The organism is Pseudomonas sp. 2VD (assembly GCF_005503585.1).
Lineage (GTDB): Bacteria > Pseudomonadota > Gammaproteobacteria > Pseudomonadales > Pseudomonadaceae > Pseudomonas > Pseudomonas aeruginosa.
The window spans coordinates 1-12,584 of record NZ_SCND01000165.1 but is presented as its reverse complement, the minus strand read 5'-3'; the positions used below and the strand labels follow the sequence as shown (position 1 = coordinate 12,584).

At 67.9% G+C, this 12,584-nt stretch carries 13 protein-coding genes and 1 pseudogene; 7 read left to right on the top strand and 7 right to left on the bottom strand.

The annotated features are described in order from the left end of the window. The 3 genes and pseudogenes from FFS27_RS18325 to FFS27_RS18315 form a co-directional block, all read left to right on the top strand. Window positions 1-135: pseudogene (locus FFS27_RS18325) on the top strand (DUF4350 domain-containing protein); the annotation flags it as partial. Beyond that, entirely contained in the window at window positions 132-1,139 is a 1,008-nt protein-coding gene (locus FFS27_RS18320) for an AAA family ATPase (RefSeq protein WP_003093896.1), read from the top strand. The pseudogene FFS27_RS18325 and the gene FFS27_RS18320, both read left to right, overlap by 4 nt. Then, window positions 1,136-2,467, top strand: a complete 1,332-nt coding sequence (locus FFS27_RS18315; RefSeq protein ID WP_137952129.1) for a DUF58 domain-containing protein — start codon at window positions 1,136-1,138, stop codon at window positions 2,465-2,467. The genes FFS27_RS18320 and FFS27_RS18315 overlap by 4 nt, the downstream gene beginning before the upstream one ends. Before the next feature lie 4 nt (window positions 2,468-2,471). On the opposite strand, the gene FFS27_RS18310 is transcribed toward FFS27_RS18315, so the two are convergent. The 3 genes from FFS27_RS18310 to FFS27_RS18300 form a co-directional block, all read right to left on the bottom strand. Continuing rightward, complete coding sequence (locus FFS27_RS18310) at window positions 2,472-2,831, bottom strand: PilZ domain-containing protein (protein ID WP_003093898.1); 360 nt, start codon at window positions 2,829-2,831, stop codon at window positions 2,472-2,474. A 60-nt stretch (window positions 2,832-2,891) separates the two neighbouring features. Continuing rightward, complete coding sequence (locus FFS27_RS18305; RefSeq protein WP_003093901.1) at window positions 2,892-3,314, bottom strand: DUF4124 domain-containing protein; 423 nt, start codon at window positions 3,312-3,314, stop codon at window positions 2,892-2,894. A 100-nt stretch (window positions 3,315-3,414) separates the two neighbouring features. Beyond that, window positions 3,415-3,798, bottom strand: coding sequence for a tetratricopeptide repeat protein (locus FFS27_RS18300; protein WP_003141224.1), 384 nt, complete (start codon window positions 3,796-3,798; stop codon window positions 3,415-3,417). 93 nt (window positions 3,799-3,891) lie between these two features. Here FFS27_RS18300 and FFS27_RS18295 point away from each other — a divergent pair, with 93 nt between their 5' ends. From FFS27_RS18295 to pyk, 3 genes are all read left to right on the top strand, one after another. Next, window positions 3,892-4,698: a tetratricopeptide repeat protein gene (locus FFS27_RS18295; protein ID WP_003093924.1), complete on the top strand. Its 807-nt coding sequence runs from the start codon at window positions 3,892-3,894 to the stop codon at window positions 4,696-4,698. Window positions 4,699-4,782: 84 nt separating this feature from the next. Continuing rightward, the gene (locus FFS27_RS18290; RefSeq protein WP_003093926.1) at window positions 4,783-5,697 is read left to right on the top strand and encodes a universal stress protein; all 915 of its coding nucleotides are present in this window, start codon (window positions 4,783-4,785) and stop codon (window positions 5,695-5,697) included. Between the two features lie 82 nt (window positions 5,698-5,779). After that, window positions 5,780-7,231 (top strand): pyruvate kinase, encoded by a 1,452-nt coding sequence (pyk, locus tag FFS27_RS18285; RefSeq protein ID WP_003141226.1) that lies wholly within the window; start codon window positions 5,780-5,782, stop codon window positions 7,229-7,231. A gap of 67 nt (window positions 7,232-7,298) precedes the next feature. On the opposite strand, the gene FFS27_RS18280 is transcribed toward pyk, so the two are convergent. From FFS27_RS18280 to FFS27_RS18270, 3 genes are all read right to left on the bottom strand, one after another. Then, window positions 7,299-8,072: an enoyl-CoA hydratase gene (locus tag FFS27_RS18280; RefSeq protein ID WP_003093932.1), complete on the bottom strand. Its 774-nt coding sequence runs from the start codon at window positions 8,070-8,072 to the stop codon at window positions 7,299-7,301. 65 nt (window positions 8,073-8,137) lie between these two features. Next, on the bottom strand, window positions 8,138-9,064 hold the full coding sequence (locus FFS27_RS18275) for an iron-sulfur-binding ferredoxin reductase (protein WP_003093934.1): 927 nt from the start codon (window positions 9,062-9,064) through the stop codon (window positions 8,138-8,140). Continuing rightward, on the bottom strand, window positions 9,057-10,184 hold the full coding sequence (locus FFS27_RS18270) for a GGDEF domain-containing protein (protein WP_003093937.1): 1,128 nt from the start codon (window positions 10,182-10,184) through the stop codon (window positions 9,057-9,059). The genes FFS27_RS18275 and FFS27_RS18270 overlap by 8 nt, the downstream gene beginning before the upstream one ends. 277 nt (window positions 10,185-10,461) lie before the next feature. Here FFS27_RS18270 and FFS27_RS18265 point away from each other — a divergent pair, with 277 nt between their 5' ends. After that, on the top strand, window positions 10,462-11,985 hold the full coding sequence (locus tag FFS27_RS18265) for a fumarate hydratase (RefSeq protein ID WP_003093938.1): 1,524 nt from the start codon (window positions 10,462-10,464) through the stop codon (window positions 11,983-11,985). A gap of 96 nt (window positions 11,986-12,081) precedes the next feature. Here the strand turns inward: FFS27_RS18265 and FFS27_RS18260 are convergent. After that, window positions 12,082-12,584 (bottom strand): divalent metal cation transporter (locus FFS27_RS18260; RefSeq protein ID WP_171019206.1); only part of this gene is annotated, 503 nt, incomplete at its 5' end.

The following is a 12,584-nucleotide window of genomic DNA, read 5'->3' as shown; positions in this document are numbered from 1 at the left end:
GGATATGGGCGCATGACCCGCCTGCCACCCAGCGCCATCAGCCAGGCCATGCGCCCATATCCGGCGCAGCGCCTTTCCGCTGCCGACTTCACCCGCCAGGTCGCCCACCTGCAAAGCCTCAGGAATGCCCTATGAGCGAACAGACGCCCGAACAACCGAGCACCGCGCCCAACCCGGCGCTCCAGCGCCAGCGCGCCAGCCAGCTGGCCCAGGCCCTGCGCAGCGAACTGCAGAAAGCCCTGATCGGCCAGGGCGCGGTGATCGACGATGTGCTCACCGCGTTGCTCGCCGGCGGCCACGTGTTGGTGGAAGGCGTGCCGGGGCTCGGCAAGACCCTGCTGGTACGCGCCCTGGCGCGCTGCTTCGACGGCGGCTTCGCGCGCATCCAGTTCACCCCCGACCTGATGCCCAGCGACGTCACCGGCCACGCCGTATACGACCTCGCCAGCGAGCAGTTCAAGCTGCGCAAGGGGCCGGTGTTCACCCACCTGCTGCTGGCGGACGAGATCAACCGCGCGCCGGCCAAGACCCAGGCCGCCCTGCTGGAAGTGATGCAGGAGCGCCAGGTCACCCTGGAAGGACGCGCCCTGCCGGTGCCGCAGCCGTTCATGGTGCTGGCGACGCAGAACCCGATCGAGCAGGAAGGCACCTATCCGCTGCCGGAAGCCGAACTCGACCGCTTCATGCTCAAGCTGCGCATCGATTACCCGGCCGAAGCCGAGGAGCAGACCCTGGTGCGCCAGGTGACCCGCTCCGCGCGCAGCGACATGCTCGACGTGGCCAACCTGCGGCCGCTGCTGAAGGACAAGGACGTTCTCGCCCTGCAGCGGATCGCCAGCGACCTGCCGATCGACGACCAGGTCCTCGACTATGCCGTGCGCCTGGCCCGCACCACCCGCAACTGGCCGGGCCTGGCCCTCGGCGCCGGACCTCGCGCGTCGATCGCCCTGGTCCGTTGCGGCCGGGCGCGGGCGCTGCTGCGCGGCGGCGAGTTCGTGGTGCCGGACGACATCAAGGGCTGTGCCCTGGCGGTCCTGCGCCATCGGGTCCGGCTGTCTCCGGAGCTGGACATCGAGGGGCTGTCGGTGGACCAGGTCCTGCAACAGTTGCTCGACCAGGTACCGGCCCCCCGCGTATGAAGCCATCGCGCGCCCTGCTGGCGCTGTTCGCCGCGCTCCTGCTGCTGGCCATCGGCTTGGGCAGCCTGTCGGCGCTCGGCCAGCGGTTGCCTGCTCAACTGCATACATTCTGGTGGGCGGCGCTCGCCGCGCTGCTCCTGCTCGGCCTGCTGGACGCCCTGTGGGCGCGCCGCCAGGCGGTGCCGAAGCTGAGCCGCCAGCTCAGCGGCAACCTGCCGCTGGGGCGCTGGAGCGAAGTGCGCCTGCATCTGCAGCACACCTATCGGCGTCCGGTTCGCCTGACCCTGTTCGATCACCTGCCGGCCGGCATGGCTTTCGAGTACCTGCCGCAGGAGGTCGAACTGCGCCCGGGCGAAAGTACCGAGGTCGGCTACCGGGTGCGGCCGCTCAACCGCGGTCACTTCGTGTTTCCCCGCTGCGAGCTGGGACTGCCCAGCCCGCTGCGCCTGTGGCGGCAGCGCCGCTACCTGGAAGCACGCGGCGAGACCCGCGTCTACCCGGACTTCGCCCGCCTCTACGGCGCCGAACTGATGGCGGTCGACCACTGGCTCAACCAGATCGGCGTACGCGGCGGCCAGCGCCGCGGCCTCGGCCTGGAGTTCCACCAGTTGCGCGAATTCCGCGACGGCGACACCCTGCGCCAGATCGACTGGAAGGCCACCGCTCGCAAACGCACGCCGATCGCCCGCGAATACCAGGACGAACGCGACCAGCAGATCCTCTTCCTGCTCGACTGCGGCCGCCGCATGCGCAGCCAGGACGGCGACCTGTCGCACTTCGACCATGCCCTCAACGCCAGCCTGCTGCTGGCCTACGTGGCCCTGCGCCAGGGCGATGCGGTGGGCGCCATGACCTTCGCCGGCGACGACCGCCGGCACCTCCCGCCGGGCAAGGGCAGCGCCCAGCTCGGCGCGCTGCTCAACACCGTCTACGACCTGCAGACCAGCCAGCGTCCCGCCGACTTCCCGGAAGCCGTGCAGGCGGTGCTGTCCCGCCAGCGGCGGCGGGCCCTGGTGATCCTGGTGACCAACCTGCGCGACGAGGACGACGAGGAACTGCTCGGCGCGGTGAAACGCCTGGGCCGCCAGCACCGGGTGCTGGTCGCCAGCCTGCGCGAGGAAGTGCTCGACACCCTGCGCCAGGAGCCGGTCGCCCGCTATGAGCAGGCGCTCGCCTACACCGGCACCATCGACTACCTGAATGCGCGCAACGGCCTCCACGAGAAGCTCGCGGCCCACGGCGTGCCAGTGCTCGATGCGCGTCCCAGCGAACTCGGGCCGGAGCTGATCAGCCGCTACCTGGGCTGGAAGCGCGCCGGCGTGCTTTGACGGATCAGACCGACTGCGGCTGGCGGGGGAAGCTGAAGTAGCGGCGCAGCGCCTCCACCAGTTCGAGGAATTCGGCGGGCGGCGCCAGCAGATGGAAGCCGGAATCGAAATGACCGGGCGTGACGTCCTCGCAGGTCCACCGGCAGTCGGCGGAAAAATCGATGCATTGCGGGCGACCGCCCAGTCCCGGAACCTTCAGGCGCAGTTCGAAACGCGCGCCGACCAGCATCGGCAGTTGGCTGATCAGCAGCAGGCCGTCCTCGGAGACGTTGCCGATGTAGCCCATCGGCTTGTCGGTGATGCGATTGAACACCTTCAGGTAGCTGGGCAACTGATGGCGCTGGATATGTCGTTGAAGACCCATAATGGCATTTCGCTATGATTTGCAGTCCAGTATGACGATGCCGGCGCTCGGGGAACAAGCTCAGCGGCAGCGTTCGGACTCCCGCGAGGCCAGTTCGCGACGAATGGCGTCCAGCTCGGCATCGCTCAGGTAAACCGGCCCGCCGCCGGCGTCCTGCCGATAGAAGCGGCCGCCGCGTTCGAGCTGGGACAACTGTTGCCGCAAGCGCCCGCATTCCTCGGCCAGCGCAGCCTGGCGCTGGCCGGCACGTTCGGCGGCGGCGGTGCGTTCCTCGCGACGAGCATCGAAATACTCCTGGGTGCGCTGCTCGCGCTGGCGGGTCGCGGCGTCACGTTCCACCACCTGCGGCCTGACTTCGACGCGTTGCGCGCCGGCCGGTGGCGTGGCGGAGAAGTGTACCTTGCCCTGGGCATCGGTCCAGCGATAGATGTCCGCCTGCGCCAGCACGGGCATCAGGGCGACACAGAACCACAGGGCACGCATGCGAACCTCCTCCGTGAAATCCAGGACGAAGCTTACCGGATCGACCGGGGTCCCATGCGACCGACGGTCAGCCTGAACGCCCGTCCAGTCTCCCGGCCGCCTACAGGCGGGTCGGCACGGCGCTGGCCGAGGCCGGCGTCTCGTTCAGCCGGCCCAGCTGACGCAAGGTCTCCAGCCGCGCCTTGGCACGGTAGGCATATTCGCTGGTGGGGTAACGGGCGATGATGAAGTGGTAGGTCTGCGCCGCGTCGACGAACAGGCTCTGGCGTTCCAGGCACTGGCCGCGCAGCAGCGAGATTTCCGGCTGCAGGTAGGGCCGCGCGCGAATCCGCCGTTCGGCCCGCGACAGGTCGAGCATCACCTGTGCGCAATCGCCTTTGTCGTAGGCGCGGTAGGCCCCGTTCAGGTCGCTGTTCAGCGACCAGCTGTTACAACCGGTGGCACTCAGCGCCAGGCAGGCAACGATCAAGCTTCGCATAGGCATATCCTCCGTTGGGAACTGTATCGGCGCGTATTGGCGTGACTGAAGGGCCTGACTAGACTGGGGTGGCTCTCGCCCTGGCGCCAAGGAGATGCCATGCGCTTCGCCCGCCGTCTCGTCCTGCTCCCATTGTTGTCGCTGCTGGCCGCCTGTTCGCCGACCACGCCGCTGTTCGTCGCCCAGGTGACCACTGGCGAAGTCGCCGAATACAAGCAGATGAAGAGCAACCGCATGACCGCCGCCATCGAGGAGGAAGGCGACCTGCTGACCTACAGCGCCATGGCGATCCGCGACAACAGGAGCGCCGAGGCGGAGAAGCTCTACCTCACCGGCTACGACAATAGCCGCTACAGCGCCGAGGTGCGCGGTATCTCGCTGTACCAGATCGGCCTGATCTACATGAGCCGCTACAACGACCAGCGCGACGACGCCAAGGCCACCGACTACTTCCAGCGCGTGGTCCGCGAGTTCCCCGGCACCCACGCCGCCGAGCATGCCCAGGCGCGCCTGCTGGCGATGCGGCAGCGAGCCAGGGAGCCGGTGCAGAAGAGCGCCCGCGAATTGCTCGCCACCTGGAAGCCGCAGCAGAACCTCGACCTCTACAAGACCAGCCTCGACCCGGACATGACCCTGCTGTCGCGCCGCGCGGTGCTCAAGGATCGCGTCGACGAGGCCGCCGAGCTCTACCTGCTGGCGGTCAACGATCCGGCGATTCCTGCCGGTATAAAGGAAAAGGCCCTCTACCAGCTCGGCCTGATGTACCTGGCGCCGGACAACCCGCACCCGAACCGCGACAAGGCCATCGAATACCTGCGCCGCCAGTTGCTCGACTATCCTGAAGGCGAATTGTCGAACAAGGCCAGCCGGCACCTCGACCAAGCGCTCAACGTGCAACCGCGCTGATCCCCGCCGGACTGACCCAGATCAAGCGCCCGTCGCGGCGCCTGGTCTGCAATGGCATTCCCGTCCAGTGCCAGGAGCGTTGCCATGAACCTGCATAACCTGCTGGTGGTCGTCGACCCGAGCAGCGACGAACAGCCGGCCCTTACCCGCGCCCAGTGGATCGCCGAACGCAGCGGCGCCAGCGTCGAGTTGCTGCTGTGCGACTTCAACCCGGCGCTGGACGGCGGGCTGTTCTTCGACAGTCACTCGCTGCAGCGTGCCCGCGACCTTTACCTGGACGAACGGGTCACCTGGCTGGAGCAGCTTTCCATGCCGCTGCAGCAGGCCGGCATCCGCACTCAGGTCGAGGCCCAGTGGGGCAAGCCGCTGGACCGGATGGTCCTGCAACGGGTCGGCGAAACCCGGCCCGACCTGGTCCTCAAGAGCACCCGCAAGCACAACCTGCTGCGCCGCCTGCTACTGGGCAACAGCGACTGGCAATTGATCCGCCACTGCCCGCAGCCGCTCTGGCTGGTCCATCACGACGCCTGGCGCGGCCAGCGCCTGTGCGCGGCGCTCGACCCACTGCATGCCAGCGACAAGCCGGCCGCCCTCGATCACCGGCTGATCGCCGCCGCCCGCCAGCTCGAAGCCAGCCTGGGGCTGCGCGCCGACTACCTGCATACCCACGCGGCGATGCCGCGCAGCCTGCTGTTCGACGCGGAAATGCTCGCCGGCTACGAGCGTTTCGTGCTGCAACATGAGGAACGTCACCGCCAGGCCTTCGACGACCTGCTGGCAGCCTACCCGGAGATCGCCGCGGAGCGCCGCCACCTGCTGGCCGGCTATGCCGAGCAGGCGATCCCCGACTTCGTCCGGGCCAACGACATCGACCTGCTGCTGATGGGCGCGGTCGCCCGGGGGCACCTGGACAACGCGCTGATCGGGCAAACCGCCGAACGCGTCCTGGAGGAGGTGGAATGCGACCTGCTGGTGCTCAAACCGACAAATGACATCTGATGCAGATAGTATGACTCCGCAGTCGCCGCCGAGCCTCGCCGGTGGTAGCCTGCACGCCAGCGTTATCCAAGGAGTCCTTTGCATGTCCGTTCGCCGCACCAAAATCGTCGCCACCCTCGGCCCAGCCAGCAATTCCCCGGAAGTGCTGGAGCAACTGATCCTGGCCGGGATCGACGTCGCCCGCCTCAACTTCTCCCACGGCACCCCCGATGAACACCGCGCCCGCGCCAGGCTGGTGCGCGAACTGGCGGCCAAGCACGGCCGCTTCGTCGCCCTGCTCGGCGACCTGCAAGGACCGAAGATCCGCATCGCCAAGTTCGCCAACAAGCGCATCGAATTGCAGGTCGGCGACAAGTTCCGCTTCTCCACCAGCCACGCCCGCGACGCCGGTACCCAGGAAGTGGTCGGCATCGACTACCCGGACCTGGTGAAGGACTGCGGGGTCGGCGATGAACTGCTGCTGGACGACGGCCGGGTGGTGATGGTGGTCGAGGAAGTCGCCGCCGACGAACTGCGCTGCCGGGTGCTGATCGGCGGCCCGCTGTCCGACCACAAGGGCATCAACCGCCGCGGCGGCGGTCTCACCGCGCCGGCGCTGACCGACAAGGACAAGGCCGACATCAAGCTGGCCGCGGACATGGACCTGGACTACGTGGCCGTTTCCTTCCCGCGCGACGCCAAGGACATGGAATACGCCCGCCGCCTGCTCACCGAGGCCGGAGGCAAGGCCTGGCTGGTAGCCAAGATCGAGCGCGCCGAGGCGGTCGCCGACGACGACGCCCTCGACGGCCTGATTCGTGCCAGCGACGCGGTGATGGTGGCCCGTGGCGACCTCGGCGTGGAAATCGGCGATGCCGAGCTGGTCGGCATCCAGAAGAAGATCATCCTGCACGCCCGCCGCAACAATAAAGTGGTGATCACCGCGACCCAGATGATGGAGTCGATGATCCACAGCCCGATGCCGACCCGCGCGGAAGTCTCCGACGTGGCCAACGCCGTGCTCGACTACACCGATGCGGTGATGCTCTCGGCGGAAAGCGCCGCCGGCGAGTACCCGGTGGAAGCGGTGCAAGCCATGGCCCGCGTCTGCCAGGGCGCCGAGAAGCACCCGACCAGCCAGAAATCCAGCCACCGCCTCGGCCAGACCTTCGACCGCTGCGACGAGAGCATCGCCCTGGCGTCGATGTACACGGCCAACCACTTCCCGGGGATCAAGGCGATCATCTGCCTGACCGAAAGCGGCTTCACCCCGCTGATCATGTCGCGCATCCGCTCGTCGGTACCGATCTACGCCTACTCCCCGCACCGCGAGACCCAGGCTCGCGTGGCGATGTTCCGCGGCGTGGAAACCATCCCCTTCGACCCGGCGGCGCTGCCGGCGGAGAAAGTCAGCCAGGCCGCGGTCGACGAGTTGCTCAAGCGCGGCGTGGTGACCAAGGGCGACTGGGTGATCCTGACCAAGGGCGACAGCTACACCGCCCAGGGCGGCACCAACACCATGAAGGTGCTGCACGTCGGCGACCTGCTGGTATAAGCGCACGTCGCGGCGGATAACGCCTGGGGCGTTATCCGCCCTACGGACCGGCGCTCCGCTGGCCCACTCAGGCGAACCTGGAGAAATCCGGCTGGCGCCGGTGCATGAAGGCGCTGAGCGCCTCGATCGCCTCGGGCGAGCGCAGTCGGGTACTGAAGATATCGCCTTCCTCGGCGATCACCCGGCGAAGCTCCTCGATAAACGGCGCTTTCATCAGGCGCTTGCTCTCCACTACCGCCGAGGGCGCCAGGTGCAGGAAGCGCCGGGCCGCATCGCGGGCGTGCTCCAGCACCGTGGCGCCATCCTCCAGCGCCGCATTGGCCAGGCCCCAGGCCGCCGCCTGCTCGCCGCTGAAGTCCTGGCCGAGCATCAGCAATTCCGCAGCCTTGGCATGACCGAGCATGCGCGGCAGGATCAGGCTCGAGCCGAACTCCGGTGTCAGGCCGAGGTTGACGAACGGCATCTTCAATCGCGCGTTGCGACCAACGAAGACCAGATCGCAATGCAGCAGCAGGGTGGTGCCGATACCCACCGCCGGTCCGTTCACCGCGGCGATCACCGGCTTGGGGAATTCCAGCAGGGCGCTCATGAAACGGCCGACCGGGCTGTCGCGCAGGGATGGCGGTTGCTCGAGGAAGTCGAGGATGTCGTTGCCGCTGGTGAAGCAGGCGTCGCCGCCAGTGATCAGCACCACCCGCACAGCCGTATCGGCCTGCGCCTCCAGCAGCGCCTCGGCCATCCGGCTGTACATCGCGCGGGTCAGCGCGTTCTTCTTGTCCTGGCGGTCCAGGCGCAGGGTCAGCAGCCCCGTTTCGCGTTCGACCCGAATCAGCTCGCTCATCGTCACTCCAGGGATGCGGCGCAAGGCCGCGGCAATGGCTGCAAGGCACCGCCACCGGCGCCGCGTCAGGCGTGGGGCAGGAACAGGTCCGCCAGGGTCTGGCTACGCGGTACGCCGGCCAGGTAGAGATGCCGGGCGAAGCGTTCGACGCTGGCGGGTTGGCCGCAGAGTAAGGCCATGCTGCGCCGCGGAACAAGGCGGAGATCGGCCAAGGCAGAGGGCAACTGCGCCGCCGACACCAGGTTGACGCGCAGTTGCGGATGACGCCCGGCCAACTCCGCCAACTCGCTCGCCAGGTAGTGGTCGCGCGCCAGGTGCAGCAGCTGGATCGGCGCCTGGTGTTCCGCGCGCAAGGCCTCGCGAAGTATCCCCCAGAGCGGCGCCAGCCCGGTGCCGGCGGCCATCAGCAACAGCGGTCGCTCCTGCCAGTCCGGCTCGTAGCGCAACGCCCCGCCGCGCAGTTCGCCCAGGCGCAGGAGCGCGCCAGGCGCCAGGCGCCGGGCGCGGTCGCAGAACGCGCCGGGGGCGCTACAGTCGATGTGGAACTCCAGCCACGGGTCCTCGTGGGGCAGGCTGGCCAGCGAATAGGGACGCGCCACGCCATCGTCGCTCCACAGCAGCAGGTGCTGCCCGGCGCGATAGCGCAAGGGCCGCTCCGGCTCCAGGCGCAGGCGCAGCACATCACCCAGCCAGTGGCAGGCGACAACCCTGGCCGGCAGCCCGTCGCGCTCAGGATCGAAAGGTTGCAACACGAGGTCGCCGAGCACCCGGCACTGACAGGCCAGCCGCCAGCCCGCTTCGCGCCGTACCGGATCGAGCGCCTCCGGGAGGGTGTCTTCCACCTCGCCCTGCAGGCAATGCACCAGGCAGGCGTGGCAACTGCCGGCGCGGCAGCTATGGGGCACGGCGATGCCGCCGGCGAGCAGCGCATCCAGCAGGTTGCTGCCGGCGGCGACGGCAAGGCGTCGCTCGCCGACCCGTATGTCAGGCACTGGTGACCTCCCAGGTGGCGTCGCAGCGGTTTCGTCCGCCACGCTTGGCACGGTAGAGCGCCTGGTCGGCCCGCTGCAAGGCCTCGTCGAGATCGTCGTCGGCATACAGCAGGGTCATGCCCACCGAAAGGCTCAGGGTATCCACCGTGACCCCGACCGGTTCCGCCTGTTCGAACGCCAGGCGCAGGCGTTCGCAACAGCTTTCCAGCTGCTCCGCGTCGGCGTGGGGCAGCAGCAGGACGAACTCCTCGCCGCCGTAACGGGCCAGGACGTCGCCATCGCGCAGACAGGAACGCGCCACCGCAGCGAAGGTCTGCAGGACCCGATCGCCGGCGGCGTGGCCGTGGCGGTCGTTGATCCGCTTGAAGTGATCGAGGTCGATCAGCGCCAGGCCGTGCTGCCGGTTCGGCAGCAGGTCTTCCAGCGCCCGACTGGCCAGGCGCATGAAATGCCGGCGGTTGAACAGCCCGGTGAGTTCGTCGGTGGCCACCAGGTCTTCCAGTTGGCGCATCATGCCGCGCAGCGTGTCCTGGTGCGCCTGCAAGGCATAGCGGCGCTGGCGCATGCGTTGCCGCATCGCCTGTATGTAGCTGGCGAACAGGCTCAGCCAGACCATTACGATGAACATCACGAGCACCTGCAATGCAGCCCGGCCCGGCAGCTCGAGACGCTGCTGCAAGGCCTCTACCAGGTAGATGCCGGAAAAAGCGATGAACGCCAGCGCCGCACAGCGGGCGAAGACCCGCGGCGGCAGTTGGAACACGCCGAACAGCAGGGCCAGCACGTAGAACACCATGAAGGTGCCGCGCAGGCTGTCGACGTGATAGAGGAAATAGGTCAGCCAGGCGATCGCCACCAGCACCTGCGGCTCGGTCAGGCTGGGATCGGCGTAACGCAGGTTGCGACCGCTGGCGAACAGCCAGAGGAAGGCCAGTTGGCAAGCCACCACCAGGGTGGTGCTGGCCGCCGCGGTGGTCGGCGCTGCGCGGTAGAAGCCGCTGAGTAGCGCCAGCCAGAGCAGGACCAGGCCGAGCAGGTAGGTGCCTGCGGCCATGCCGAACCGGCGGAGCAAGAGCTTTTGCAGCGCACGCTGTTTCAGAGGAGGCTTGTCTGTGCGCATGGGCTCCGTCCCGTAATGGCACCTGGCCGCAATGTACCCTGCCCCCTGCGGGTTGCCTAGTCGAACGAACTGCCAGCTAGCGGACCGCGGATTTATCGGCCGACCAGCCGGCTGGCCGACCAAGGTCTGATCGTCGGCGCGTGCGCCCGTCTCGCCGGAACGGCTATACTGTCGCGCCTTTTTTGCGCCGGTGCCTGACCGGCGCGCTCCTCGGCTGCGGCCGGCTCCGTGACCCTGCCCCGCATCCGAATTACCCGCCTGAAGAGGACCGTGCTCCATGGCCGTGATCAAGCAAGACGACCTGATCCAGAGCGTCGCCGATGCCCTGCAGTTCATCTCCTACTACCACCCGGTCGATTTCATCCAGGCCATGCATGAGGCCTACCTGCGCGAAGAATCGCCGGCTGCCCGCGACTCCATGGCGCAGATCCTGATCAACTCGCGCATGTGCGCCACCGGCCACCGCCCGATCTGCCAGGACACCGGGATCGTCACCGTGTTCGTCCGGGTCGGCATGGACGTGCGCTGGGACGGCGCTACCATGAGCGTCGACGATATGATCAACGAAGGCGTGCGCCGCGCCTACAACCTGCCGGAGAACGTCCTGCGCGCCTCGATCCTGGCCGACCCGGCCGGCGCGCGGAAGAACACCAAGGACAACACGCCGGCGGTGATCCACTACTCCATCGTTCCCGGCGACAAGGTCGAGGTCGATGTCGCGGCCAAGGGCGGCGGCTCGGAGAACAAGTCGAAGATGGCCATGCTCAACCCGTCCGACTCGATCGTCGACTGGGTGCTGAAGACTGTACCGACCATGGGCGCCGGCTGGTGCCCGCCGGGCATGCTCGGCATCGGCATCGGCGGCACCGCGGAGAAAGCAGCGGTGATGGCGAAGGAAGTCCTCATGGACCCGATCGACATCCACGAACTGAAGGCCCGCGGCCCGCAGAACCGCATCGAGGAACTGCGCCTGGAGCTGTTCGAGAAGGTCAACCAGCTGGGCATCGGTGCCCAGGGCCTGGGCGGCCTGACCACCGTGCTCGACGTCAAGATCATGGACTACCCGACCCACGCCGCCTCGCTGCCGGTGTGCATGATCCCCAACTGCGCCGCGACCCGCCACGCCCACTTCGTGCTCGACGGCTCCGGCCCCGCCGAACTGGAAGCGCCGTCGCTCGACGCCTACCCGGAGATCGTCTGGGAAGCCGGCCCGTCCGCGCGCCGCGTCGACCTGGACAAGATCACCCCGGAAGAGGTGCAAAGCTGGAAACCGGGCGAGACCCTGCTGCTCAACGGCAAGATGCTCACCGGCCGCGACGCCGCGCACAAGCGCATGGTCGACATGCTGAACAAGGGCGAAACGCTGCCGGTGGACCTGAAAGGCCGCTTCATCTATTACGTCGGCCCGGTCGATCCGGTCGGCGACGAGGTGGTCGGCCCGGCCGGTCCCACCACCGCCACCCGGATGGACAAGTTCACCCGCCAGATCCTCGAACAGACCGGCCTGCTGGGCATGATCGGCAAGTCCGAGCGCGGTCCCATCGCCATCGAGGCGATCAAGGACAACAAGGCGGTATACCTGATGGCCGTCGGCGGCGCCGCCTACCTGGTCGCCCAGGCGATCAAGAAGTCCAAGGTGCTGGCCTTCGCCGAACTGGGCATGGAAGCGATCTACGAGTTCGAGGTGAAGGACATGCCGGTCACCGTCGCGGTCGATACCAACGGCGAGTCGGTGCACATCACCGGCCCGGCGGTCTGGCAGAAGAAGATCGCCGAAAGCCTGGCGGTCGAGGTCAAGTAAGCCTGCTCCGTCCCTGAAAAAGCCCGGCCCCGCGCCGGGCTTTTTCGTACGGCCACTGGCCGGAGCCTGGACTGGCAGCGCCGCAGGCGCCTTGGTTCAGCCGAACCAGAAATACAGCAAGGTCAGGTTCGCCGCCGAGATCAGGCCGAACAACGACCAGGCCAGCGCGCTGACCCAGCGCGGGTTGACGAACTCCCCCATCAGGTTCCGGTCGCTGCTGAAGCGAATCAGCGGCCACAGGGCGAACGGCAATTGCAGGCTGAGCACCACCTGGCTGAGCACCAGCAGCTTGCCTACCGCGCCTTCGCCCAGCCAGAGCACGCCGATCAAGGCCGGCACCAGGGCCAGGCCGCGGGTGATCAGGCGCCGCTGCCAGCAGGGAATCTTCGCCCGGAGGAAACCCTCCATCACCACCTGCCCGGCAATGGTGCCGGTGAAGGTCGAGCTTTGCCCCGCCGCCAGCAGGGCGAAGCCGAACAGGAAGCTGGCCAGGGCGCCGCCCACCAGCGGGTCGAGCAGGTGGTAGGCGTCCTGGATCTCCACCACCTCGGTGTGGCCGCTGCCGTGGAAAGCCGCGGCGGCGAGGATCAGGATCGCCG